Annotated in this window: 22 protein-coding genes; 10 read left to right on the top strand and 12 right to left on the bottom strand. The window is 59.7% G+C overall.

Annotation, left to right across the window (positions count from 1 at the left end; all coding sequences use genetic code 11):
- Positions 1-31 precede the first annotated feature (31 nt).
- Positions 32-193, bottom strand: a complete 162-nt coding sequence (locus ACW9E7_RS01555) for a DUF1127 domain-containing protein (RefSeq protein WP_022650337.1) — start codon at positions 191-193, stop codon at positions 32-34.
- A 176-nt stretch (positions 194-369) separates the two neighbouring features.
- Between ACW9E7_RS01555 and ACW9E7_RS01550 the strand changes: the two genes are divergently transcribed.
- On the top strand, positions 370-1,788 hold the full coding sequence (locus ACW9E7_RS01550; RefSeq protein WP_458727146.1) for an aminotransferase-like domain-containing protein: 1,419 nt from the start codon (positions 370-372) through the stop codon (positions 1,786-1,788).
- Positions 1,789-1,849: 61 nt separating this feature from the next.
- Here ACW9E7_RS01550 and ACW9E7_RS01545 read toward each other — a convergent pair whose 3' ends face one another.
- Together ACW9E7_RS01545 and ACW9E7_RS01540 are read right to left on the bottom strand one after the other, a co-directional pair.
- Positions 1,850-2,971 (bottom strand): ribosomal protein uL16 3-hydroxylase, encoded by a 1,122-nt coding sequence (locus tag ACW9E7_RS01545; protein ID WP_458727145.1) that lies wholly within the window; start codon positions 2,969-2,971, stop codon positions 1,850-1,852.
- Positions 2,972-3,113: 142 nt separating this feature from the next.
- Complete coding sequence (locus tag ACW9E7_RS01540) at positions 3,114-3,716, bottom strand: ATP-dependent Clp protease proteolytic subunit (protein ID WP_008501342.1); 603 nt, start codon at positions 3,714-3,716, stop codon at positions 3,114-3,116.
- Positions 3,717-4,000: 284 nt separating this feature from the next.
- On the opposite strand from ACW9E7_RS01540, the gene ACW9E7_RS01535 reads away from it, so the two are divergent.
- A complete protein-coding gene (locus tag ACW9E7_RS01535; protein WP_458727144.1) occupies positions 4,001-4,618 on the top strand; it encodes a response regulator transcription factor in 618 nt (205 codons plus the stop codon).
- Between the two features lie 3 nt (positions 4,619-4,621).
- Here ACW9E7_RS01535 and ACW9E7_RS01530 read toward each other — a convergent pair whose 3' ends face one another.
- The 5 genes from ACW9E7_RS01530 to ACW9E7_RS01510 all read right to left on the bottom strand — a co-directional run bounded on the left by ACW9E7_RS01530 (position 4,622) and on the right by ACW9E7_RS01510 (position 11,844).
- Positions 4,622-10,204 (bottom strand): trifunctional serine/threonine-protein kinase/ATP-binding protein/sensor histidine kinase, encoded by a 5,583-nt coding sequence (locus ACW9E7_RS01530; RefSeq protein ID WP_458727143.1) that lies wholly within the window; start codon positions 10,202-10,204, stop codon positions 4,622-4,624.
- A 9-nt stretch (positions 10,205-10,213) separates the two neighbouring features.
- Positions 10,214-10,594, bottom strand: coding sequence for a response regulator transcription factor (locus ACW9E7_RS01525; RefSeq protein ID WP_111964145.1), 381 nt, complete (start codon positions 10,592-10,594; stop codon positions 10,214-10,216).
- A 23-nt stretch (positions 10,595-10,617) separates the two neighbouring features.
- On the bottom strand, positions 10,618-10,878 hold the full coding sequence (locus tag ACW9E7_RS01520) for a XapX domain-containing protein (protein ID WP_111964146.1): 261 nt from the start codon (positions 10,876-10,878) through the stop codon (positions 10,618-10,620).
- Positions 10,875-11,096, bottom strand: coding sequence for a DUF1427 family protein (locus ACW9E7_RS01515; RefSeq protein ID WP_032660957.1), 222 nt, complete (start codon positions 11,094-11,096; stop codon positions 10,875-10,877). The genes ACW9E7_RS01520 and ACW9E7_RS01515 overlap by 4 nt, the downstream gene beginning before the upstream one ends.
- Before the next feature lie 61 nt (positions 11,097-11,157).
- A complete protein-coding gene (locus ACW9E7_RS01510) occupies positions 11,158-11,844 on the bottom strand; it encodes a hydrolase (RefSeq protein ID WP_008501349.1) in 687 nt (228 codons plus the stop codon).
- Positions 11,845-12,062: 218 nt separating this feature from the next.
- Here ACW9E7_RS01510 and ACW9E7_RS01505 point away from each other — a divergent pair, with 218 nt between their 5' ends.
- The 5 genes from ACW9E7_RS01505 to ACW9E7_RS01485 all read left to right on the top strand — a co-directional run bounded on the left by ACW9E7_RS01505 (position 12,063) and on the right by ACW9E7_RS01485 (position 18,176).
- A complete protein-coding gene (locus ACW9E7_RS01505; RefSeq protein WP_458727142.1) occupies positions 12,063-13,934 on the top strand; it encodes an amidohydrolase in 1,872 nt (623 codons plus the stop codon).
- Complete coding sequence (locus ACW9E7_RS01500) at positions 13,934-14,341, top strand: DoxX family protein (RefSeq protein WP_458727141.1); 408 nt, start codon at positions 13,934-13,936, stop codon at positions 14,339-14,341. Before ACW9E7_RS01505 ends, ACW9E7_RS01500 begins: the two co-directional genes overlap by 1 nt.
- Positions 14,338-15,957 (top strand): MFS transporter, encoded by a 1,620-nt coding sequence (locus ACW9E7_RS01495; protein ID WP_458727140.1) that lies wholly within the window; start codon positions 14,338-14,340, stop codon positions 15,955-15,957. Before ACW9E7_RS01500 ends, ACW9E7_RS01495 begins: the two co-directional genes overlap by 4 nt.
- Positions 15,958-15,987: 30 nt before the next feature.
- Complete coding sequence (locus tag ACW9E7_RS01490; protein ID WP_458727139.1) at positions 15,988-16,809, top strand: alpha/beta fold hydrolase; 822 nt, start codon at positions 15,988-15,990, stop codon at positions 16,807-16,809.
- 125 nt (positions 16,810-16,934) lie between these two features.
- On the top strand, positions 16,935-18,176 hold the full coding sequence (locus tag ACW9E7_RS01485) for a hypothetical protein (RefSeq protein ID WP_458727138.1): 1,242 nt from the start codon (positions 16,935-16,937) through the stop codon (positions 18,174-18,176).
- 37 nt (positions 18,177-18,213) lie between these two features.
- Here the strand turns inward: ACW9E7_RS01485 and ACW9E7_RS01480 are convergent, their stop codons facing one another.
- Both ACW9E7_RS01480 and ACW9E7_RS01475 read right to left on the bottom strand, forming a co-directional pair.
- Positions 18,214-19,608: an MFS transporter gene (locus ACW9E7_RS01480; protein WP_458727137.1), complete on the bottom strand. Its 1,395-nt coding sequence runs from the start codon at positions 19,606-19,608 to the stop codon at positions 18,214-18,216.
- A 50-nt stretch (positions 19,609-19,658) separates the two neighbouring features.
- Positions 19,659-20,747, bottom strand: coding sequence for a cellulase family glycosylhydrolase (locus ACW9E7_RS01475; protein WP_458727136.1), 1,089 nt, complete (start codon positions 20,745-20,747; stop codon positions 19,659-19,661).
- A gap of 185 nt (positions 20,748-20,932) precedes the next feature.
- Between ACW9E7_RS01475 and ACW9E7_RS01470 the strand changes: the two genes are divergently transcribed.
- Complete coding sequence (locus ACW9E7_RS01470) at positions 20,933-21,940, top strand: LacI family DNA-binding transcriptional regulator (RefSeq protein WP_458727135.1); 1,008 nt, start codon at positions 20,933-20,935, stop codon at positions 21,938-21,940.
- Here ACW9E7_RS01470 and fosA read toward each other — a convergent pair.
- A complete protein-coding gene (gene fosA, locus ACW9E7_RS01465) occupies positions 21,926-22,351 on the bottom strand; it encodes a FosA/FosA2 family fosfomycin resistance glutathione transferase (RefSeq protein ID WP_021240641.1) in 426 nt (141 codons plus the stop codon). The two genes, ACW9E7_RS01470 and fosA, sit on opposite strands and share 15 nt — an antisense overlap.
- 199 nt (positions 22,352-22,550) lie before the next feature.
- Between fosA and trpS the strand changes: the two genes are divergently transcribed.
- Positions 22,551-23,552 (top strand): tryptophan--tRNA ligase, encoded by a 1,002-nt coding sequence (gene trpS, locus ACW9E7_RS01460; protein WP_458727134.1) that lies wholly within the window; start codon positions 22,551-22,553, stop codon positions 23,550-23,552.
- 43 nt (positions 23,553-23,595) lie between these two features.
- Here trpS and ACW9E7_RS01455 read toward each other — a convergent pair whose 3' ends face one another.
- Complete coding sequence (locus ACW9E7_RS01455; protein WP_190269294.1) at positions 23,596-24,051, bottom strand: SymE family type I addiction module toxin; 456 nt, start codon at positions 24,049-24,051, stop codon at positions 23,596-23,598.
- Positions 24,052-24,352: 301 nt separating this feature from the next.
- Here ACW9E7_RS01455 and ACW9E7_RS01450 point away from each other — a divergent pair, with 301 nt between their 5' ends.
- The gene (locus tag ACW9E7_RS01450) at positions 24,353-25,222 is read left to right on the top strand and encodes a phosphorothioated DNA-binding restriction endonuclease (RefSeq protein ID WP_458727133.1); all 870 of its coding nucleotides are present in this window, start codon (positions 24,353-24,355) and stop codon (positions 25,220-25,222) included.
- The last annotated feature ends 296 nt before the right edge of the window (positions 25,223-25,518 follow it).

The raw sequence follows: 25,518 nt of genomic DNA, 5'->3' as shown, positions 1-25,518 counted from the left end.
TAAGCGTAGCGCCACCGGGCGATGATACGGCTCACACATCATATCGCGATAACCCAACGTCCTTGAGCTGCTCGTCGCTCATCTGGCTCAGGATGCGGCGGGTGCGGTTGATGCGATACCAGTTACGCAGCGTTTTTGCGATCCAGACAAACACAATAAACGGACGTTTTGAACGATTCTCGTAGAATTCCATGATGCTCTCCTCACTGTGTCAGCGGGGTTATCATCCCGGAAATCCACCCGTGCAATACAGATGCAAAAACAACTTTTGTTTAACATACAGATCCGCTAAAACAGTATCTGCATGGCAATTTTCGCAGCAATCTGTACTGGTTTTATAATCTGTATGGTGAAAACAAAGGATACAGCATGACACGCTACCAACATCTGGCCAATCTTCTGGCTGAACGCATTGAGCAAGGGCTGTATCGCAGCGGCGAACGTCTGCCGTCGGTGCGCACGCTGAGTCAGGAGCACGGCGTGAGCATCAGCACCATACAGCAGGCCTACCAGATCCTCGAAAACCTCCAGTTGATAACCCCTCAGCCGCGCTCCGGCTATTTTGTCTCACCGCGAAAAGCCCAGCCGCCCGTCCCGGCGATGACGCGCCCGGTGCAGCGCCCCGTGGACGTTACCCAGTGGGATGAGGTGATGATGCTGCTGGACGCCCGCGCCGACAAAGAGATGATCTCCTTTGGCGGCGGTTCGCCGGACATTAACCAGCCGAGCCTGAAGCCCCTGTGGCGCGAGATGAGCCGCATCGCGCAGCATAACCCCGGCGAGATGCTGAGCTATGACGTGCTCGACGGGCGCCTGGAGCTGCGCGAGCAGATCGCGCGCCTGATGCTGGACGGCGGCTCTACCGTCTCGGCAAGCGACATTGTGATTACCAACGGCTGCCACGGTGCGCTATCAATCGCCCTGCTCTCGGTATGCAAACCTGGAGATATCGTGGCGGTGGAATCGCCGTCGTTTCACGGCACCATGCAGATGCTGCGCGGATTTGACATCAAGGCGATTGAAATTCCTACCGACTCTGAAACCGGGATCAGCATCGAAGCGTTAGAGCTGGCGCTGGAGCAGTGGCCAATCAAGGCGGTGATTCTGGTGCCCAACTGCAATAACCCGCTCGGGTTTATCATGCCGGAGGCGCGGAAAAAGCAGGTGCTGGCCCTCGCCCAGCGGCACGATATCGTGATTGTTGAGGATGACATTTACGGCGAGCTGGCGGCGGAGTACCCGCGCCCGCGCACCATTCATTCGATGGATATCGACGGCCGCGTGATCCTCTGCAGCTCGTTTACCAAAACCGTGGCGCCGGGCCTGCGCGTCGGCTGGATTGTACCGGGACGCTACTACGACCGGGTGATGCACATGAAATACGCCGCCGGCGGGTTTAACGTGCCGGGCACGCAGATGGCGGTGGCGGCGTTTATTCGCGACGGTCATTACCATCGCCACGTGCGCCGCATGCGCCAGATTTATCAGCAGAATATGGAAACTTACACCTGCTGGGTACGGCAGTACTTTCCAGCAGAGATTTGCGTCACGCGCCCACAGGGCAGCTTCCTGCTGTGGATTGAGCTGCCGGAGAAGGTCGACATGGTGTGCGTCAGCAAGCAGCTGTGCCGGCTGAAGATCCAGGCCGCGGCCGGGTCGCTGTTTTCCGCATCAGGGAAGTACCGCAACTGCCTGCGGATCAACGTGGCGCTGCCGCCGACGGAGAAACATCGCGAGGCGTTGAAGAAGCTGGGTGAAGCGATTGTGATAGCGATGGAGGAGGGCTAGTGCGGCCTGATGCCCTCACCCCGCCCCTCTCCCACAGGGAGAGGGAGAAAACCGTGCCGCACTACTCGTCGAAGTACCAGTATCCCTGGTTAATCAGCCCGGTGAGCTCTTCAACAAACGCCGGGTTTTTCAGCGCATCGCCCAGCTCGGCCTGGCCGAGTTCCGTGTAGCGGCACAGCGCATCCGCCCCCTTCGCGTCAACCGTCTCCAGCAGTTCGCTGTTGATAAAGAAGCTGCCGTTGACGTTCAGCACGCGCAGGCCGCTCAGGCGAGACAGCGTTTCGCCGCCCTGCAGCGCGTCCAGCACCTCTTCCGGCGCGTACGGCGGCTCGGCGGCGGCGATATCCAGCTCGTGGCGCGGGGTGGAGACAAAGCTGCCGAACCATTTTGTGAAATCTTCCGGCTTGCTAATCATGTCGAACATCATCTGGCGAATGCGATCGAGTTCGTACTGCTCCACGCGGCCCGGGTGTTCGCGACAGGTCAGATCCGGATCGCTGTAGTGCTCGCCGCCCAGATCGTTCTCCAGCGCGTAATCGGCGAAACTGCTGATCAGATCGCGGCCGTTTGGTCCACGGAAGCCGACGGAGTAGTTGAGCGCCGTTTCATGGGTAAAGCCGTCGTGCGGGAATCCTGGCGGGATGTAGAGGATATCGCCCGTGGCCAGATCTTCGTCGATGATCGGCTCGAACGGATCGACATGCAGCAGCGCCGGATGCGGGCAGAACTGACGCATCGGCAGCTTGTCGCCCACGCGCCAGCGGCGGCTGCCCATCCCCTGAATGATAAACACGTCGTACTGATCGATATGCGGACCCACGCCGCCGCCGGGCACGGAGAAGGAGATCATCAGGTCGTCCAGACGCCAGTCCGGCAGAACGCGGAACGGACGCACCAGCTCCGCGGCGGGCATATGCCAGTGGTTCACCGCCTGCGCCAGCAGCGACCAGCCGGTTTCGCCCAGATCGTCGAAGTGCTCAAACGGACCGTTGCTGGCCTGCCATTTACCGTTGAAATGGCTTACCAGACGGCTATCGACCTCCGGCTCCATCGCCAGACCCGCCAGCTCGTCCGGTGTAATCGGGTCGACAAAATTCGGGAAGGCATTTTTCAGCACAACGGGTTGTTTTTGCCAGTATTTCTCAAGAAATTCCGGCCAGTTCAGGTTCAGTTGATACGCCATGGGTAGCACCAGTGAGAAGGGAAACAGGCGCGATTATGGTGGAGAGCGTGGAGGGCTGCTTTGTCGTGGGTCAAGCGAGGGTAAAAAGCGTGTAGGTCGGGTAAGGCGAAGCCGCCACCCGACACAAACACGCCGCGAAAACTTAATCCAGCTTCAGCTCGTCATAATGGGTGATCAGTTTACCCACAATGCCGTAGTCCAGCGCTTCTGCCGGAGACATCCAGAAGTTGCGGTCGGTGTCTTTTTTCACTTTTTCCAGCGGCTGGCCGGTGGCGTCGGCGATCAGCTTGTTCACGCGATCAAGCATGCGGATGATCTCGCGCGCTTCGATCTCAATATCCGTCGCCTGACCGCGCACGCCGCCCAGCGGCTGGTGGATCATAAAGCGGGTATTTGGCAGCGAGTAGCGGTGCTCTTTTTTCGCTGCCAGGAAGATGGTTATCCCGGCGCTCGCCACCCAGCCGGTGCCGATAACGTGCACTTCCGGGCGAATGAATTTGATGAAGTCGTGAATGGTGTCACCCGCTTCCACGTGGCCGCCCTGGCTGTTGATATACAGCTTGATCGGATCGTTGCTGACGCTTTGCAGCAGGATCATCTGGGTGATCACTTTCTGCGCCAGCTCCTGATTGATCTCACCGGAGATCACAATCGAACGAGACTCCAGCAGTTTTTGCTGCAGAGCGCCCGCGCCGTTTGACCCTTCCGCTTTATCCTTGTCGCTTTCTTTCAGTGTGTAGTGCATTGTTATGTCCTCAGCATTTAGCGCTCAAAACCAGAGTGTAGCCTGTTTTACCGATCAAAGTCCTCACCGACAAATAACGAGGGCGCTGGGGCATACTGCCCATGTTGCACGCGTTTCGTTCCTTCACCACTCCCGCCCCGGCTCGCTATACTTCATACGGTTATCATATTGTTAAATGATAATGATAGTTAATGTGTTAAGATGAAAGTCAGCATAAACAGTCTCTTACGTCGCCGTAGTGACTGTTTGCATCCTCGACATGTCAATCAGCACCGGGGCGGTGAATGGAACACATTGTGTATGTTGTAGATGATGATGACGCAGTCAGGCAGTCCGTGATTGGGCTGCTGGAATCGGCAGACCTAAACGCCGTCGGCTTTTCATCGGCAGAAGCGTTTCTTCAGTACCGCTTTGAAGAGCTCCCGTCGTGCGTGGTGCTTGATATGCAAATGCCTACCATCTCGGGTTTTGAGGTGGCTGACGCCCTTAAGGACAGCGGGCGCGAAATCCCGATTATTTTTCTTACCGGCCACGGCACTATCCCGATGTCGGTGCGCGCCATTAAAGGCGGCGCGTACGAATTTCTCACCAAGCCCGTCGAATCCACCGCGCTTATCGACGCCATCGAGTCCGCGCTTCAGCTGGCGGAACACAACGCCGTGCGCAATAAAGAGCACTACGCCCTGAAGCAGCGCCATATGTCCCTCACCCCGCGCGAACACGAGGTGCTGACGCTGGCGATAAGCGGCATGCTGAACAAGCAAATTGCCGCCGAGCTGGGCGTTAGCGAGATCACGGTGAAGGTGCACCGCCGCCGCGTGATGGAGAAAATGCAGGTGCGCTCTGTGGCAGAGCTGGTCAGGGCCGTTGAGCGCCTGACCAAAAGCCAGCCTGCGGAGTAACGTTTACCCTTCCTGCGCCGCCAGCGGCAGCGCAAACGCAAACACAGTGCCGTACGGCTCCCGGCGGCGCGCGCTCAGCTTCCCGCAGTGGCGCTCGATGATGCTGGCGCTGATGGTCAGCCCCATCCCCATTCCCTGTGGCTTGGTGGAATAGAACGAGTCAAAAATCTGCTCCAGCCGCTCGGGCTCAATGCCGCTGCCGGTATCGGCAATCTCGACGATCGCTTTCCCGTCCGCGTTGGCGGTGCTGAGGGTAATGGTGCTGGCGCGATCCTTCACCTCGGCCATCGCCTCTACCGCGTTCATCACCAGATTCAACAGCACCTGCTGGATCTGCACGCTATCGCCGGTGATAAAGCTGTCGCTGGCTTTCAACAGATAATCAACGCTTATGTGTCGCTGCTCCAGCTCGCTGCGCGAAAGCGCGATGATATGGTGGATCAGATAGTGCAGATCGATGCGCGAGAAGGTGGGATCCTGCTTGCGCGTCAGGGACTGAATGCTGCGAATGATCTCCCCCGCCCGCGCGCCTTCCGCGGCGATCTCCTCCAGCCCTTCCCGCACTTTATCCAGCCGGGCGGGCTCGCGGCTGAGCCAGCGCAGGCTCGCTCCGGCGTTCGAGACGATCGACATCAGCGGCTGGTTGATCTCGTGGGCGATGGAGGAGGTCAGCTGTCCGACGGTGGTGGCCCGGGACACCCGCGCCAGATCCGCCTGCGCCACCCGCATGGCATCCTCCGCGGCGCGCTGGCTGGTGATATCGGTGATGATGCCGTAGTACTCGTTCACCTCGCTGCCCACGCCCACCGGATCGCCAATTCCGAGGATGTAGCGCGTCGAGCCATCGGGACGCTTGACGCGAAACTCCGCGCGCATGGAGAGACCTTCGCGCACGCTTTGGGTGACGATGGCGCTGATGCGGGCGTAATCGTCCTCATGGACGAAGGTCAAAAACTCTGCCATGGAGATCATCTTTTGCTGCTCGGGCAGGCCGAGAATGCGGGCGTACTCTTCCGAGACATACATCAGATCCTGCTCCAGTTCCCAGCGCCAGCTGCCGGTGTGGCTGATCTGCTCGCCCAGCATCAGCGAGGTCTGGCTGGATCGCAGCTCTTTCTCCACCCGGCGGCGCTGGATGTTCTCCGCCAGCAGCTCGGCGTACAGCCGCGCCGTCTCCAGGGATACCGCTGCCTGCGCGCCCAGCAGGCTCACCACGCGCGAGTGCTCGGCGGTGAAGACCTCCGGCATCAAGCGGTTTTCGAGATAGAGCACGCCCACCAGCCGCGCCTGTTTGAACATCGGAACGCACATAACCGCCGCCCCCGAGGTCACAAGATAAGGGTCCTGGCTGAAGGGATGGAACTCCTCCGGCCTGCCAGTGCGGATCTCCTGCCCGGTGCGGATCACCGCCGCCAGCACCGACAGCGGCAGGTCGGTCGCCGTCGGCACGTCTTTCAGGATCCGCACCCGCACGCCCTCGGTGCTGGTCCAGGCGCTGGCCTCGATCTCAGGGATAAGGTTATCGCTCACGCGCAGCAGCAGGCCACGCTGCGCCCCGGCGCGTTCGAGCAGGATGGTCATCAGGTTTTCGATCAGGCGCTCAAGATTAATCTCTTCCGACAGCGCGCGGGAGGCTTTGATCACGCTTTGCAGATCGCGGATGGTCTCGTTCTGGGCGAACGCCACCGTGTCGTAGGCGCTGGCCTGCCCGGAGGCCAGCAGGTGCGGGAAATCCTGCTCCAGCTGGCGCACCTTGGCCTGCGCGCCCGCGCGCCCCCAGGCGGCAATAGAGCCGCGGAAGTGGGCGTCCGAGGCAGTCGGATAGCCGCAGGCCAGCGCAAAGCGCCCCGCCAGCTCGTGGGCCAGGGCGTTGATCGGGTTAAACCCGCCCTCGCGGGAGAGCCGGACCGCCTTCTCATACTGCTCAAGCGCAATGCTGTTCATCCCGTCCAGACGCACGATTTCGGCGTAGATCAGCGCCTCTTTATCCGCGAACGTGCCGGGATTAACGCGCGCCCAGAGGGCGATTTTGTCATAGTGGGCGTGAATGCTGCGACGGTGGTTCGCCGAGAAGGTCTCCGGCGTCAGCTGACGGGAAAGCGCCAGCGCGCTGTAAAGATGGTAATCCAGCAGATGGATGTGCCCCGGCGCAGACCACGCGTACCACCCCGCCATCTCCAGATCCGCCTGCGCGTCGGCATACTCCCCGCAGGTAAAGTGGGCCATACCGCGATAGAGCCAGTACCAGAACAGCATGGTGGAGGTCTGCTCCGGGGCCTGCTCCGGCGACGCGGGCAGCAGCGCCTCCGGCAATACCTGCGACGCAGTCCAGGTGCCGATAACAGGCGTGCGCAGGAACTCAACGTAGCCGCGCTGCACCATCAAAATGGTCTCCACGTCCTGGAAGTGGGTTTTACGCACAAACGCCAGGCCGCGATCGATGCTGGTCAGCACCCCGTCCAGGTGATCGCCCCGCGAGAGGAAGTTAATCACCTGGTGGCAGGCCGCAAAGCAGGCCATCGTCATATCCCCGTGGGTCACCGCTGAGGTAAAACAGGCTTTCGCGCACTCGATGGTGAACGACAAAGGCTGGGTCCAGACGCTGAGCTGGTCGAGCGGCAGCAGGGTTTTGGCTTCGAACGCATCGTAGCCGTGGCGATTCACCAGCTCGCGGGCCAGCGTGCCGTACTGGAACCCGAGGCGGTACTCGGCGTAGCGGTGGCCAATCAGCACGCCAAACCAGGCCATCGCCGTGGTGGACGCGCCGGTAATGCCGTGGTCGAGGGTCAGGTGCATCATGCGGCAGAGCAGTAAAAAGTGCAGGCGCGGGCAGATGAAGCTGGCGCAAATGCTGGCGCTGTAGAGCAGGTTCATCACCGCTTCGGTTTCCGGGTTATCCATCCGCGACAGCTGGGCAAACAGGTTTTGCGGCGCGTCTGCCGTGCGGTTGCAAAAGAGCGCCCAGGCCTCGTCGCAGTCGGCATCTTCCGGATAGCGGCCGATCTGAATACCAAAGACCCCCAGCCAGCAGAGCGCCGCCTCCAGCGCCAGACGGCTGTCCGACTGGCGAATGTACACTTCCACCAGCAGGTTGGCCGCCAGCGCCTTTTCGGTCAGCCCGCCGGGGCAGCCGAGGATCGCGTCACACAGCTCGCGGGTCCGCTCCAGGTGCCCCAGCGCAAACTCGCAGCCCGCCTCTTCAATATCGAGCATAAAGTCCGACACCGTCCCGGCGTTGCCCAGCGCTCTGGCGGTCTGGATATAGCTGAGTGCCGACGGGTAATCTCCCGAGCGCTTCGCGCGCCGCGCGGCCAGCAGGCTCAGCTCGCGGAACATCTGGCGCTGCGGCGCGGGCTGAATGCTGTCCAGCGCGGCCGTGACGTGGTGAACGGCGCGGAACAGCAGTTCGTTCCCGGCCGCCTGGCGCGCGGCGTCGGCCAGCAGGCTGGCAGTCGTAAGGTGAATATGGCTTTTCTCATGCCGATCCAGCAGCGCGAAGGCGGCCTCCTGTACCCGGTCGTGGGTGAAGGAATACGCTTTTTCCGTCAGCACGATGAGCTGGGCCATCACCGCCGGGTGCAGCGCATAGCGCATTTCTGCCATCGACATGCCGACCACGCGGCAGACCATCTCCATCTCGCCCGTGCCGCCAAGGCAGGCGATGCTGCCCAGCAGGCGACGCGTCTCGTCGGGCAGTTCTTCGAGCTGCTCCAGCACCAGGGTGACCACGTTTTCGGTGTAATGCCGGGCGCGGATCGCCTGCAGATCGTAATGCCACTTGTCCTGATATTTGTTGTGTACCACCAGCCCGTCATCAACGATACGGCGGAAAAACTCGTGCACAAAGAGCGGGTTACCCCCGGTCTTCTCGTGGATCAGCGTGGCGAGATCGGCCGTCGCCGCGCTACGGGTGCGAAATACCGTCGCCAGCCAGCGCGCCACCGCTTTCACGGAAAGCGCCTGCGGAGCAATCTCGCTCGCGTTTTGCGCCGCTTCCGGCAGGCTTGCCAGCAGCGCCTGCAGGGAGGCGTCGGTCACAGAGCCGATATCCCGGTGGGCCGCGACCACCAGCAGCGGGATAGCGCCGCAGTTCATCAGCAGATATTTGAGCGTGTGCAGGCTGGCAGCGTCGCTCCACTGGAGATCGTCGAGCACCAGCACCAGCGGGCAGCCCTGCGAGGCAAAGGTCTTCACCAGTGCCAGCACCATATGGCTGAAGCGCGCCCGGGCATCAATGGAAAACGTATCCGTCGAGAAGCGCGGCTTGCTCTCAAGCAGCAGTCCCAGCTCGGGCACCAGGCTGACGGCCAGCGCCTCGTGTCCCTCCAGGGCGCGAGACAGGCGGATTTTCCACTTCGCCACGTCGTTTGCGGGCAGCCCCAGCAGGTGCAGCGTCAGGGCGCGGAACGCAGAGCTTAATACGCCGTAAGGCAACGACGGTGAAAACTGATCGACTTTGCCCACCGCCAGCAGCACCGTACGCTGCTGCAGCGTTTTAAGCGCCGTCGCGATAATGGAGGATTTGCCGATCCCGGACGGCCCGCCGATCGTCACCAGCTCCGGGACCAGGCTCTGCCCCACCCGCTCAAACGCGGCAACGACATCATTCGCCTGCGGATGCGTCGCGAACAGGGAGTCCGCCAGATGGATCGCCGGAGTGCGATCCTGCTGACCGGGGGTAAAGGCGACGATCTCGCCCTCGCAGGTTAACGTCGCCTGGCAGCGGCGGAGATCGGCAATCAGCCCGTCAACCGTCTGGTAGCGGTTATCGGGGTGCTTTTCCAGCAGCTTCAGTATGATGGTCGACAGCATTCCCGGCACGTCCGGGCGGATCGCATCCGGGGCCAGCGGCGCCGAGGCAATATGGTAGTGCGCCCAGTTGGTCTGCTCGTCCTCTCCCAGCTCAAACGGCAGGCGTCCGGTCAGGAGTTCATACAGCACCATGCCGAGGCTGTAGAGATCGCTGCGGCTGTCGACGGGGCGCTGGGTGCGGGTGGTATGCTCTGGAGACATATAGGCGGGAGTGCCGCCGGACACGGCAAGCCGGGTCTGGGTGAAGGCACCGGAGAGGCTACAGGAGAGGCCAAAGCTGCCCAGACGGCAGGTGGCATCGTGATGAACAAAAATCGTGCCGGGCTTGATATCGCCGTGGATCAGGTTTTGCAGATGCATCTGGCGCAGGGGAACGCAGATCTGGATCGCCATCTCGATAAAGCGCGTGATCCCCGAGATCGCCCTGCCCGCGCGCCGCGCCAGCAGCTCAAACGCAAACGGCGCATATACCAGCGCGAAGCGCCCCCGGTACTGGGTGGATGCGACGGCGCGAATGGCCCAGCTGTCCTGCAGCGCGTCACGCAGCGCAAACTCGTTTTTCAGCAGCCGGGTGGCCCGCTCTTCCTCTTCGTCGCTGACCGCGGTGGCGATAATGAACGAGCCGCCGGAATGAGAATGTCGCGCATGCATCCAGGCGATTCCGCCCTCCTGCGCCAGCACGGTAAAAATCACATCCTCTTTAAGGACAAAAACCCGCCCCTGGTGAAGATTCCCCTGGGCGGGCCAGAATGCAGGCTGCTCGTGTTCGTTCATCCGCGATCCTTATTGTCGGCGGGCCAGCTCCCGCTGAATATGATCCAGCAGAATATCGATGTTAATGGGCTTACGCAAAAAAGCAGCGGCGCCCAGACCGAGAGCGTACCGCTGCATATTTTCATCAGCATGACCGGAGATAAAGAGCACGGGCGGAGGCGGTACGGCCAGCAGGCGCAGCTTTTCAAACAGCTCCAGGCCGCTCATGCCCCGCAGCTTGATGTCGGTGATCACCAGCGCCGCGCCGGACAGGGCAAGCGGATGGCTCAGAAATACCTCTGCCGAATCAAACGTATCGGTCGAATACCCTTCCGACTCCAGGAGATTACTCAGCCCGCTGCGGACGGAACGTTCGTCATCAATGATGGCAATGCGCCACGGCAGCGTCATGCTGTCTTTCCTCTAAAAAATCATTATACGTCGCGATCGTCCTTCGCGGGCGCAGGGGGCGCCGAGCCGCTGATTTTCGGTACGCATTCGTGACGAAACCAGGCGAGGGTGAGCGGTTCGCGACTCAGTAAACGTCGTCCCACCGGGATGAGCTGTTCGCCCACCAGCATGCCGAACAGGCCAAGCAGGGCGACAACCGGCGGTGCCGGGGAATGAACGTCGAGCAGGGCGTAAATTACCCCAGCAACCACGCCGCACACCAGCGAAATTATCCATGCCTTCATGAGGACGCTCCCGTCTGCGATTTAGCCTGCGGAACGGTCACCTGAGGAGGAGGCGCGCCGTCCCGGGATAACAGATGGCGCGTCGCCTGTTCACCCGCCAGCATCCCCAGCAGGCCAATCAACGCCAGCGCGGGCGGCGCGGGGGAGCGCACCTTCAGCACGGCATACATCAGGCCAATCAACACGCCTGCCGCAAGGGATATCAGCCCAGTACTCATTATGAACTCCAGAGAAAGAGGCAGCGGCGAGCCGGATGAGGGACCAGCCCGCCAGCGGAACTTAGCGAGCCGGGACCGGCGCTAGGGTGCGGTGCTCGCTCTTCTGGCGAGACGGCGCTTTATGCACCATGGTGTAGGCGTAATCCACGCCCATGCCGTACGCGCCGGAGTGCTCGCGCACGATGTCCATCACCGCGGTATAGGTCTCTTTACGCGCCCAGTCGCGCTGCCACTCCAGCATCACCTGCTGCCAGGTCACCGGGATCACGCCCGCCTGGATCATGCGCTGCATCGCGTAGTCGTGGGCTTCTTTGGAGGTGCCGCCGGACGCGTCCGCCACCATATAAATTTCGTAGTCGCCTTCGAGCATCGCGCAGAGGGCGAAGCTGTTATTGCACACTTCGGTCCACAGACCGGCAACCACCACCTTCTTCTTGCCGTTGGCCTTCAGCGCGTCGCGCACCTTCTGGTCGTCCCAGGAGTTCATGGAGGTGCGCTCCAGAATGTCCTGACCCGGGAACACGTCCAGCAGCTCAGGATAGGTGTTACCGGAGAAGCTTTCGGTCTCTACGGTGGTGATGATGGTCGGGATGTTGAACACCTTAGCCGCTTTCGCCAGCGCCACGGTGTTGTTTTTCAGCACCTGGCGGTCAATCGACTGCACGCCAAACGCCATCTGTGGCTGGTGATCGATAAAGATGATCTGACAGTTCGCAGGGGTTAACACTTCGAGCTTTGAAGAGGTCATAGCATTTTCCAGTGGTTAAGGGTAGAAATCGCCGCGAGTGCCACGGCGATAAAGTCACCCTCATCCTGCGGTTTTCCTTCTCCGCGCGTAATTATCTCTTCGTATAGTTAACCTTAGGTATAGTTATACTTTGGTATACCTATCCTATTGTATAACTGGATCTTTGCCGAAACCGGTTCCCATAATCCTGACCATTCCCCTCTCAGTCAGGAGCAGTTATGGTTACCCTCGGTAAAGCCGATCTCATTCTGGTTAACGGCCAGTTTCACACCGTCGATCGCGAGAATCCTGTCGCGGAAGCCGTTGCCGTGCGCGACGGAAAATTTCTGGAAGTGGGTACCGTCGCCGAGGTGATGCAGCACCACGGCGACGGCACCAAAGTGGTCGATCTGAAAGGCCACACCGCCATCCCCGGCCTGAACGACTCGCACCTGCACCTGATTCGCGGCGGGCTGAACTACAACCTCGAGCTGCGCTGGGAAGGCGTGCCGTCCCTGGCCGACGCCCTGCGGATGCTGAAAGAGCAGGCGCTGCGCACCCCGTCGCCGCAGTGGGTGCGCGTGGTGGGCGGCTGGACCGAGTTCCAGTTTGCCGAGCGCCGCATGCCGACCCTTGACGAAATTAACGACGCTGCGCCGGACACCCCGGTCTTCATCCTGCACCTCTACGACCGCGCCCTGCTCAACCGCGCCGCGCTGAAGGTGGTCGGCTACACCAAAGACACGCCAAACCCGCCGGGCGGCGAGATCCAGCGCGACGCCAACGGCAACCCGACCGGGATGCTGATTGCCCGTCCGAACGCCATGATCCTCTACGCCACGCTGGCCAAAGGGCCGAAGCTGCCGCTGGAGCAGCAGGTGAACTCCACCCGCCAGTTCATGCGCGAGCTCAACCGTCTGGGGCTGACCAGCGCCATCGACGCGGGCGGCGGCTTCCAGAACTACCCGGAAGACTACGAGGTGATTGCCGAGCTGCACGAGAAGAAGCAGATGACCATCCGCATCGCCTACAACCTGTTTACCCAGCGTCCGGGCCACGAGCTGGAAGACTTTGAAAAATGGACCGACATGCTCACGCCGGGCCAGGGCAGCGACTTCTTCCGCCACAACGGCGCGGGCGAGATGCTGGTCTTCTCCGCCGCCGATTTTGAAGACTTCCTCGAGCCGCGCCCGGACCTCGCGCAGGGCATGGAGGATGAGCTGGAGCGCGTGGTACGCCATCTGGTGGAGCACCGCTGGCCGTTCCGCCTGCACGCTACCTATAACGAATCCATCAGCCGCATGCTGGACGTCTTCGAGAAGGTGAACCGCGACATTCCGTTCAACGGCCTGCACTGGTTCTTCGACCATGCGGAAACCGTCACCCAGGCCAACATCGACCGCATCAAAGCGCTCGGCGGCGGCATTGCCGTCCAGCACCGCATGGCCTTCCAGGGGGAGTACTTTGCCGAGCGTTACGGCATCGAAGCCACCCGCCACACGCCGCCGGTGGCGAAAATGCTCGAGACCGGCGTGCCGGTGGGCCTGGGAACGGACGCCACCCGCGTGGCGAGCTACAACCCGTGGACCGCGCTTTACTGGCTGGTCTCCGGCCGCACCGTCGGCGGGATGCAGATGTACGATCACAGCGCCCGTCTGGATCGCGATACCGCCCTGATGCTCTGGACCCAGGGCAGCGCGTGGTTCTCCAGCGAGCAGAACCAGAAGGGACAGATTAAAGTCGGCCAGCTCGCCGACCTGGCCGTGCTGAGCAAAGACTACTTCCGCGTGCCGGAAGAGGAGATCAAGGGCATCGAGTCCGTTCTCACGGTGGTCAACGGCGATATCGTCTACGCCGCGGGCAGCTTTGGCCCGCTCGCGCCGCCGGCCATCCCGGTCCTGCCCGAGTGGTCCCCGGTGGTCAAGGTGCCTGGCCACTACCGCAGCGCGCCGCCGCAGGCCGCACGCGTGGGTATGAGCGCCGTCCACCACTGCAGCGGGCCGTGCGGGGTTCACAGCCACCAGCATGATTTCGCCCGCACGTCAGCGATGCCGGTGTCCGACGATAACGCTTTCTGGGGGGCGCTGGGCTGCAGCTGCTTTGCATTCTGATGAAAAACACCACTATGCCGCCCCGGATCGACCTGGGGCTGTTCTTCCTGCGCCTGACCGGCAGCCTGCTGCTGCTCTACGTGCACGGCCTGCCGAAAGTGCTGCACTTCAGCGAAGAGCTGACGCGCATTGAAGATCCGTTCGGCTTCGGGCCTTACGCCAGCCTGATCCCGGCGATTGTCGCCGAGGTGATTTGCCCGCTGTTGATCATTGTGGGCGTCTACACCCGCCTGGCGTGCCTGCCGATTATCGCCGTGCTGCTGGTGGCGATGCTGGCGGTCCACCCGAACTGGTCGATTGCCGAAGGGCAGTTTGGCTGGCTGCTGCTGATTATCTTCACCACTCTCGCCCTCACCGGGCCGGGCCAGTGGCGGCTGCAGCGTAAGGCAGCGGAGAGGTTCGCATGACCCAGGTTAACGACGTTCGCGACGCACACGTCGAGACGACGCCCGCATCGACGGTTTCTCCCTGGCAGCCGCTGAGCCAGCCGGTGTTCCGCATGCTGTGGATCGCCACGGTGGTCTCTAACGTCGGCTCATGGATGAGCGACGTCGGCATCAACTGGAGCATGCTGACCCTGAGCGCCGACCCGCTGGATATCGCGCTGGTGCAGGCGGCCAGCAGCCTGCCGATGTTCCTCTTCGCCCTGCCGTCCGGGGTGATGGCGGACATCGTTGACCGGCGTAAATACCTGCTCTTCTCCCAGCTGTGGGTGTTCATCGCCGCCGCCGGGCTGACGGTGCTCTCCTTCACCGGACACGTCACCCCCACCGTGCTGCTGGTGGCGACGTTTCTGCTGAGCGTGGGGGCGGCGATGAGCTCGCCGCCGTTCCAGGCCGTGGTGCCCGATCTGGTGAGCAAGCCGGAGCTGGGCGCCGCCGTGGCGCTGAACTCGCTCGGGGTGAACATCAGCCGGGCGATTGGCCCCGCGCTGGGCGGTTTCCTGCTGTCGCTCGCCGGGCCGTGGATGGTGTTTGCCCTGAACGCGCTCTCCGTCGTCGGCGTGGCGTGGGTGCTGTGGCACTGGCGTCCGGCCCCGTCCATTCAGCGTCTGCCGCCGGAGCACTTCTTCTCTGCGGTGCGCACCGGCATCCGCTACGTGCACGCCGCCCCGGTGCTGCGCAACGTGCTGGTGCGTACCGTGGCGTTCTTCGTTTTCGGCAGCGCGGGCTGGGCGCTGCTGCCGCTGGTGGCGCGCCGCGAGCTGGGCCTGGGCCCGGCGGGCTACGGCGTGATGCTGGCCTGCATTGGCCTGGGGGCGATTGCCGGGGCCATTCTGCTGCCGCGCCTGCGCCAGCGGCTGAACGCCGACCGGCTGATGGTGGCCGCGAGCCTGGTCTTTGCCCTCACCATGCTGGCGCTGGCGTTTGTGCGCCACGTCTGGCTGCTCAACCTGTTTGAGTTCTTCACCGGCTTCGCGTGGATTGCGGTGCTCTCGACGCTGAACCTCGGCGCGCAGCGCAGCGCCGCCCGCTGGGTGAAGGCCCGGGCGCTGGCGGTTTACCTGACGGTGTTCTTCGGCTCAATGACCACGGGCAGCGCCATCTGGGGGCAGATTGCCTCCCGGTTCGGCACCCCGACCGCGCTGGTTGTCGCCACGCTGGGGATGGTGCTGGCGAGCGCGACGGTATTCCGCTGGAAGCTGGGCAAAGATCCGGACCTGAACCTCGACCTGAGCGGACAGCCGCTGGACGGCGTGGAGATCGACCTGCCGAACGAGCGCGGCCCGGTGCTGGTCTCGCACGAGTACATCATCGACCCGCACAACGCGAAAGCCTTCCTGGAGGCGGTCCACGAGCTGCGCCGGGTACGCCGCCGCGCCGGGGCGATGAGCTGGGCGGTGTACGAGGATATCGAGCGTCCCGGCCTGTTTATCGAGACCTTCCTGATGGGCTCCTGGATTGAACATCTGCGCCAGCAGGAGCGCCACACCATGAATGACCTCCTGCTGCAGAGCCGCGTTCTGGCTTTTCATCAGGGCACAACATCACCGGCTATTCGCTACCTGGTCGCGCCGGTATAACCACAACCATCACCTGCACAGGAACACACTATGGCAACGTTTAAGGCAAAAGACGGCACGCAGATTTACTACAAAGACTGCGGCGCGGGCAAACCGGTTCTCTTCAGCCACGGCTGGCCGCTGGACGGCGACATGTGGGACAGCCAGCTGAACTACCTGGCCGAGCGCGGCTTCCGCGCCATCGCCTTTGACCGCCGCGGCTTTGGCCGCTCGGATCAGCCGTGGAACGGCTACGACTATGACACCTTTGCGTCCGACATCAACGATCTGATCACCACCCTGGACCTGCGCGAAGTGACGCTGGTGGGCTTCTCCATGGGCGGCGGCGACGTGACCCGCTACATCAACAACTACGGCAGCGCGCGCGTCGCCGGTCTGGCGCTGCTGGGCGCGGTCACGCCAATCTTCGGCAAATCAGATACCTTCCCGCAGGGTGTGGATCAGAGCGTGTTCGACGGCATTCGCGACGGGCTGCGTAAAGATCGCGCCCAGTTCATCAGCGACTTCGCCACCCCGTTCTACGGCACCAACGCCGGGCAGACCGTTTCTGCCGGTGCCCTGACCCAGACGCTGAACATCGCCCTGCTGGCGTCCCTGAAGGGCACCATCGACTGCGTGACCGCCTTCGGCGAAACCGACTTCCGCCCGGATATGGCGAAAATCGACGTGCCGACGCTGGTGATTCACGGCAGCAACGACCAGATCGTGCCGTTTGAAAGCACCGGCAAGCTGGCGGCAGAGATGATCAAAAACGCCACGCTGAAGGTGTACGACAACGCGCCGCACGGCTTCGCGCTGACCCACCAGGACCAGCTCAACGAAGATCTGCTGGCGTTTGTGAAGTCGCTGTAATTTCCCGGGGCTGACGCCAGAAGGCGTCAGCCTGAATATGCACTTCCCGGCATACTAAATTTGAGCGTAGAACTCCCACTCCCTTGTGACTAGTATTCCTTCATTTCAAAGGGAGACTACATAAGATGAATATCCAGCTTCATAAGCGGCTAACCCGAAAGTTTATCATCGCTATTTTAACATCCTCTTCATTTGTCACAGCCTGTACATTTAGCGTTATATGGTTCTATCTTGCGAATATTGACCGGCTTGATATTTTATATGATGCATTAAGCGTGAGTAGCGCAGTAGGAATAATATTTGGGTTTACCCTTGTCTCACTACTTGGCTTCAGCCTTGTCATTTTTATCTCATCTTTCCTTACTTATTTAATTTACACCGCACATGAGAAAGAGTTTGTTAAATACGAAGGTTTAACACATAGCTTTACCTCAGTCTGTTTTGGTAATAGCTTTGTGATGTGCGTTGTGCTTATCGGAGCGTTCTGCTTACAATTTTTTCTGGATATAAATGGTTTTATCGTTCTTGCCTTAGCGATAGCCATAATACTGGCCGCATCGTATGGCTTATGCTACAAGCTTATGTTCAACGTTCACTCATACAAGGATGTTGATGATACGCGTGATGTAAAATATTTGCAGAAAAAGGCCGTCAGGAACTGTCTGCCTCTGTTATTGATTGCACCTGCTTTTACACAAATCTTCCCACTCATTTTTATCGCGGGTCAGCTAGATTTTAACGAAGAAAGTAATACGTTCTTACAGGTTATCATTTTCCTTGCTCTCTCGGTCGCGATGATTATTGTGGGTATTTTCCCAGGAATAATCCTGATAAATGAAAAGAAAAATAAAAATTTATTGCAAATAATCATTTATACACTAATCATTATTCCCGTCAGCATGCTTGTCCTGACAATGATTTTCCGCCCCACCCCCAATATGATCATTAACATGACCATGAACCTTTCCGGCATAAGCGATTGGCGCACACATCAATATTACATAGATACTCACACTCACCCACCAGCGATGTTTGATGGTTTAACATGGAACACACGTTATTATAAAGATATCCCTTCGAGATTCTTTATCACCGGCGTAAACATTTTCTCGCTTGGAAACATTCAGCTTATTTGCCCTACGCAAATCAATCATGCCAGATCGCTGAGCCTGAAAACTACGCCAGACAACTTTGACGAATATGACCTTCGCATAAAACGATTAAAAAACACCGCTATGAAATGTATCCCGTTTAAGAAGGATGAGATACACCAATGGGATTCTCCTGTAGCTGAGCCTGTTTATTTTCAGAAAATTAAATCTACCGATGAAAGCCTTTTATTAAAGTTGCTTCATGATATCAAGTAGCCTTTTAAGAAACGCCCGCAGCGCGGGCGCTACTTAATCAATTCACCGTAAGCCTAGGCTCATGCTTCTGCCCAGGCTCACCACGTTGCACAACGCCGTGCTCGCGCTCCGCCAGCAGCCGACAAATCTCCGCATGCTTCTCCTCGGTAAAGGTAAAGCGCGACATAAAGCCCATGCGGATCAGCGAGCCTATTGCCGGCAGCAGGCAAATCCCGAAGAACAGCCCCGACAGCACGCCTTCGCTCTGAATTTGCGCCTGCGGCACGTAGCCGATCGTCGTCAGAAACACGCCGATTAGCCCGCCGCCCACAGCCACCGACATCTTGCCGGTAAAGGTCTGCCCGGAGAAGGTGATCGCCGCGCAGCGCTTGTGGGTGTGGTACTCCGCGTACTCGATGGTGTCGGCAATCATCGACGAGGTGAGGATGTTAGTCATCATCACGAACAGCGTGCTCAGGCCGAGCAGAATAAACAGCATCGTCACCTGTTGATAGCCCACAAACCACATCACCACGCGCACCGCCACGTCCAGCCCGCAGAGGATCATAAACAGCTTCCGCTTCTGCATCCGGCGCGTCAGCATCGGGGCGACCAGGCACAGCACCGCCGCCACGATCCCCATCACGCCAATCGCCATCTGCAGGCTGCCATCGCCCAGGTTGTTGATAAAGAAGTAGATATACAGCCCGCCCGCCACGTTGTGGAACACGCAGAAGAAGAACGACAGCAGGACGATAAACAGCGGCTTGTTCTGGCGCAGATTGTGGAAGGTGTCGCGGATGGTCACCTTTTCCGGGCTCGGCGGCACGCGCTCTTTGATCTGCATAAAGCCGTTGAGCATCAGCGGCAGGCCCACCAGCATCATCACCAGCGCCGCCATAAAGTAGCCTTTATCGTTGCTGTACTGGGCGAAAAACGCCGCCAGCTTCGGGAAGAAGATATTGGCGCAGGCAATCCCGGCGTTCACCCCGAGCATCGCCGCCGTCACCGCGCGGGTGCGCTGGGCGGAGTCGTTGGTCATCACCGACGACATCGACCAGAACGGGATATCGGAGATGGCGTACAGCGTCCCCCACAGGATATACGTCACCCCGGCGTAGAGGATTTTGGTGGTCATGTCCGCTTCGATTTTATAGAACGACAGCAGCGTGACGCCGGTGATCAGCAGCGGGGCGATCAGCAAAAAGTGGCGAAACTTGCCGAACCGGCTGTTAATGGTGTCCATAATGCTGGCAAACAGCGGATCGTGAACCGCGTCCCACGCGCGGGCAATCAGGAAGATAGTGCTCGCCGCCAGCGCCGAGATCCCCAGCACGTCGGTGTAAAAATAGTTAATAAACGAACCCACTAAACCAAAGCTAAAACACTGACCTAAACCATAACCAAAATAAGACCACAGCTCGCGAGACGGGATTTTCATTGTCGTTGCCATTGTTATATGCCTGCCTGGTTGCCCGGCGGTGAACCGCCGGGTCGATATTATTAGTCCTGCGCCTGTGGGGCGATCTTGCGCAGCTGCTGCATCAGGGCGATTTCACGGCGCGAGAACGGAATGCCGTTCTCCTCAAACACGTCGTGGAACCAGAGGCGGCAGTAGTCCGTGAACTCCTTCATCACCACCGGCCACGGCAGCCACGTCTGGGTTTTGCCACGCACCAGCCCCCACTGGTATGGCGCGACCTTCGCCGCGTACATCAGCGGAAGCTGCTCTTCGATGGTGCTGCCAACGTGGCGCGCCAGCCATTCGGTACAGAACAGTGGGCGACCGAGCGCCTGCAGCTGCTGGATAATCGCCGTCATGCGCCCGGTGTGGGTGTAGGCGTGGAAGCTCACCACGTCCGAGAGCGCCAGCGCGGTCTGGTCCAGCGGGTGCCGGAAGAACGTCTCGCCCTCCTCTTCCGGCGGCAGACGCCACGCGCAGACGGTGAGCGGCTGGGTTGGATCTTCTTCACGCACCCACTGGAACGCCAGCTTCATCAGCGCGTGGGCGCAGGTCTCCAGCTTCGCGTCGTACTGCACCTCCTGCGTGCCGGTCGCGAAAATGCCGCGGTTGCCCGGCTCGTTGTAAAGATCCCACAACAGCACGCGCTTATCCTCGCGGAACTGGCGGACAACGTCGCGGATATAGCGCTCAATGTCTGCCCAGCAGTTGGGATCGCACACCTTGTCGCGCCCCGGACTCGCCGCCGCCTGGCTGTTGTGCTTCCCCGGCACCGGCGGCTTTTGCGGGCCGAGATACGGCTCGTCGCCGGAGAAGCCGCAATCGTCCATCAGGGTCAGCATGGTGCTGAAGCCGTGGCCGTCGGCAATCGTCAAAAAGCGGTCGATGCGTGCCATCAGCCCGTCGCGATCGTGCTCCCAGACGATAAACGGCAGGTTGATGCGCAGGGTGTTGTAGCCCGCCTCCGCCGCCCAGCCCAGCTCGCGGTCAATCGTCCCGGCGTCGAAGGTCTCTGCCTGCCAGATATCGGTCCAGTTCACCGCCGTCGACGGCAGATAGTTAAACCCGCACAGCCAGCCCTTTTGCTGATACCACGCCTGTGCCTGCTCCCTGCTCCACTGATCTTTCATTACGCGTCCTCTTACTGATAATATTTAGCTAATAAATATTAGCTGCGGGATAAATGCGCAATTTCCCGCACGAAGAAAAGCGATGCCCCTCACAAAGTTCGCGCTTCGATGAATGAGAAACGTGATCGACGGCGCGTAAGCGTGCGGTTAGGGTATGATGCGAAATCGCGAAAGGGAGAGGACGGATGAAGCGAAAAACGAAAGTGACGATGAACGATATTGCGCGGGCGGCAGGGGTGTCGCAGGCGACGGTATCGCTGGTGCTTAACCAGTCCCGCAACATCAAGCTCAGCGACGACACCCGCCAGCGGGTCATTGGCGTCGCTACCGAGCTCGGCTACGACCGCCTCCCCGCCGTACACGCCCCGCGCAACCAGGAAGAGATCGCCTTGCTGGTGAGCTCCATGCAGAGCTTTGACCCGTTTATCGACGCCATCAGCCAGGCGCGGGAAGCGGCGTGGCGCAACGAAACCCTGCTCACCGTCTACGACTACGGCGACGACGTGGAGCTGGCGCTGAACATCATTCGCCAGCTGGAGAAGCGCAACTGCATCGGGATTATCCTCGCCTCACCGGTCACCACGCTGGTGGACATGACGGCATTCCAGGACTGCACCCGCATCCCGCTGGTGCTGCTCAACCAGCGCGACCCCGGCTCGCCGCTGCTGCCGTCGTTTATTCCGGACGACTACGCCAACGCCTTCCAGGTGACTAAACACCTCATCGCCTGCGGGGCCACGCGCATCGCCCACATTACCGGCGAGAGCTGGATGGAGGCCTCGCGCCAGCGTCTGGCGGGCTACCAGGCGGCATTACAGCAGGCCGGACTCGCGTGCGACGACGGCCTGGTGCGCCAGACCAACTGGCAGTTCAGCGAGTCCTTTACCGCCACGACTTCTCTGCTGGAGCTGACCGAGCGCCCGGACGCCATCTTCTGCGCCAGCGACTGGCTGGCGATTGGCTGCTATCAGGCGCTGGCGGTGAACGGCGTGCGCATCCCGCAGGACATGCTGCTGGCGGGCTATGACGACCAGAAGATTTCCGAACAGCTCACCCCGCCGCTGACCAGTATTCAGCTGCCCTACAGCGAACTGGGACGGCTGGCGGTGGAGTACCTGTGTAATCAGGAAGATGCTGCCACGCACGTGACGCTGGCGGGCAGGCTGAAGGTGCGCGCCTCAAGCCTCGTCTGAGGTAAACACCATGCCCGCATAGGGCTTCTCGCGACACGCCGCCAGCCGCGCGGCGAGGCTGCCCACGTGCAGCTCCAGCTTGTGCCCGTCCGGGTCGAGAAAATAGAACGACGCCCCCTCGCTTTTGTTCTGCTTCCAGACGGTGACGCCCGCCTGCTCAAGCCTTTGCGAGAACGGTTCAAAATCCGCTTCCGCGACGGTAAACGCGTAGTGGGTGTAGTCGCTCTCCTGCGGCGGCACATACTGGCGCGCCTCGTCGTACGACAGGCAGACCCACAGATCGCCGCAGGTGAGATAGGCCCCGGTATTCCAGCGGGCGTGCAGGGTCAGGCCCAGCAGCTCGTGCCAGAAGGTGACGCTTTTTTGCAGGTCGCTGACCGCAAGGGTCAGGTGGTTGAGAGATTGCAGCATGACGTGCCCTTTTGTTTTTCGCGCCGGACGTGGTACGGTAAAGAGATGAACATAAACCACGCCGTGCTCACCGTAAACCGCTGGTGGCTGCCTTCTTAAAGGCGGCACGGAGTAGTTTTCCCCATTTTCAGATAGCCGCCGAAAGGCGGCTTTCACACATCTAAGACCCCTTTCGGCAACTGCACATTAAGGAGTCTTTATGAACACGCAAACCATCCTCACCGGCGACCGCCCAACCGGCCCGCTGCACCTCGGCCACTTCGTCGGATCGCTGCGCCAGCGCGTGGCGCTCCAGCACACGCACAGCCAGTTTGTGCTGATTGCCGACCTGCAGGGGCTGACCGACAACGGCAGCAACCCGCAGAAGATCCGCGACAACATCCCCGAAGTGCTGGCCGACTATCTCGCCGCCGGCATCGACCCGAACCTGACCACCATCTGCCTGCAGTCCGCCCTGCCCGCCCTCGCCGAGCTGACGATGCTGTATATGAACATCGTCACCGTCGCCCGCGTGGAGCGTAACCCGACGGTGAAGGACGAGATTGCGCAGAAAGGCTTTGCCCGCTCGCTGCCGGTCGGGTTTATGGCCTACCCCATCAGCCAGGCGGCGGACATCACCGCGTTTAAGGCCGAGTGCGTGCCCGTCGGCGACGACCAGCTGCCGATGATTGAGCAGACCAACGAGATTGTGCACAAGATGAACAGCCTGCTGCCCGCCCCGGTGCTGCGCCACTGCAAGGCGATGCTGAGCGACACCAGCCGCCTGCCCGGCATCGACGGCAGCGCCAAGATGTCGAAATCGCTGGGCAACACGCTGCACCTTTCGGCCAGCGAAGAGACCATTCACCGTGCGGTCAGCGCCATGTACACCGACCCGAATCACCTGAAGGTGAGCGACCCGGGGCAGATTGAGGGGAACGTGGTGTTTACGTACCTCGACGCGTTTTATCCTGATAAGGACAAAGTGGCGGCGATGAAGGCGCACTATCAGGCGGGCGGGCTGGGTGACCGGGCGTGCAAGAACGAGCTTGAAGCGTGCCTGCAGGAGCTGATTGCGCCGATGCGGGAGCGCAGGGCGATGTATATGCAGGACAAGGGAGAGCTGATGGCGATGCTGAAGCGCGGGACGGAACGGGCGCAGGGGGTGACGCAGGCGACGTTGAGGGAGGTGAAAGTTGGGCTGGGGGTGCCGGTGTTTTGATGACGGCTTAAATAATCATCCCGGCGCAGGGCCGGGATATTTATCAGGCGTTGCGCTTAATCACCGGAATATCGCCGGTATCATTTAACGCGCCCGGAAATGTTTTTAACCACTGAGCGACTTTCTGCTTATTAATATTCACCACACTCATACCTTCCAGGCATCCCCATAATTCTCTTGTATGCTGCGGCGTAATCACAATGCAGTCTTTCATGGCGCGGATTTTTACGGGCATGCCGTCGATAAAGCCCGCTCGGGTTAACCAGTCGCCACCCAACAGAAGGTATTTCATGTCTATGCGTGCATACAGTTCGCAGCAGGCTGCACTGTCCTGCGGCGTTTCCGCGCGGGGATGAACGGGTGCCGCATTGGGCTGGTTACCGTGCAGACGGCGGGCGCTGTTTTTGCGTACCAGCTCGCGGTTTTCAATCATGCCGGTGAAAGCGTCTGATTCTGTTTTGCAAACAGTAAACTCTGGCTTAAAATTCGTCGCAGCCATATACAACTCCATTCTAGTTGGTTGTGGTTAGCGGTATGGGGGTGTTGCAGCACCTTCATATCGCGAATTCTCTCTTTAAATATTCCTTGATACTTCCTTTGCCGTTCGGCGTAATTTCTGTTGCTCATTATACAGGACTGAATATAAATACAGCGGTTTGGTGTGGGGTAAATTTGGAATTTGCGAGGAGGATTCAGGAAATAGGGTTCTTTGCGGTAAGGTCATGTTTTTGTTGATTGCGGGTTGATTGGTCTGGGTTTTGCGAGCATCATCGCAATTATTTACCTTCTTCCGTAACGCGATGGCTTCCAGCAAAACTCTCGAACAGGCAATTGCCGACATCACCATCTGGCGCAAAGGCGAACAGCGTGCGCCGCATAAACCTTTATTGCTTCTGTACGTGCTGGCGAACTATCAGCAGGGGCATGCGCGATTGTTTGATTACGGTACAGAGGTCCACGAACAGTTGCTTAGCCTGCTAGAACGCTTTGGCCCACAGAGGAAGGCGCATTACCCAAATATGCCCTTCTGGCGGCTCAAAGGGGACGGTTTTTGGGATCTGAAGAATACAGAGTTTTGTTCGACCACCGGTAGTAAGCAGCCGCCCGTTAAAGAACTTGTGGAACATAACGTCGCAGGCGGGTTTGATGAAGAACACTTTGCGCTGCTGAATAAGAACAAAAATCTGATCGGCTCGCTGGCGCAGCAGATCCTTGAAGCACATTTTCCTGAAAGCATTCAGGAAGAGATCGCGGATGAGATGGGTTTTGATATCCAGCAGATTCGTAAGGTTCGCGATCCGCTGTTCCGCCAGCAGGTGCTGCGAGCTTATAACTATGAGTGTGCAATCTGCGGGTTTAACATGCGACATGATAACGCCTCTATTGGACTTGAAGCCGCGCATATCAAGTGGAAGCAGTTTGGCGGACCATGTGAGATCCCGAACGGACTGGCGTTGTGTGCAATTCATCATAAGGTATTTGATAAGGGATCGATTGGGCTGGATGAGAGTATGCGGGTGCTGGTATCTGAGGCGGTGAATGAGAACGGGATTGTTGGGCGGCTGTTCTGGGATTTTGCAGGGAAGCAGATTACGTTGCCGATGGTGAAAGGGAATTATCCGCGGGAGGGATTTGTTGAGTGGCATCGGAGGGAAGTGTTTAGAGGATGAGTGCGAAGGCCGGACTCGCCTTTTCTTTTAATTCATTGAAAATTAATGGGTTGTGAGGTTTTATTTTGAGAATTTGCCCCCAAAGTAGGACCTAAAATTGAATACTGCGTGGAAAATCACAAAGTTGCGTGATTATTTTCCAGGTCCGAAACGCATTCCAGAGTAAGGCTTCTCACGGCACTGCGCCAGTCGAGATGCTAAATTACCTCAAATCCATTCCGATTCTTGAAAACTGTATCCCGTTTGTATTCTTGTATTTTTATTTCATAAAACCGGGATCAAATAATTTATGAAAA

The sequence above is a fragment of the Enterobacter sp. H2G27 genome (genome assembly GCF_054403075.1).
This window is presented reverse-complemented; position numbering and strand designations above follow the sequence as displayed.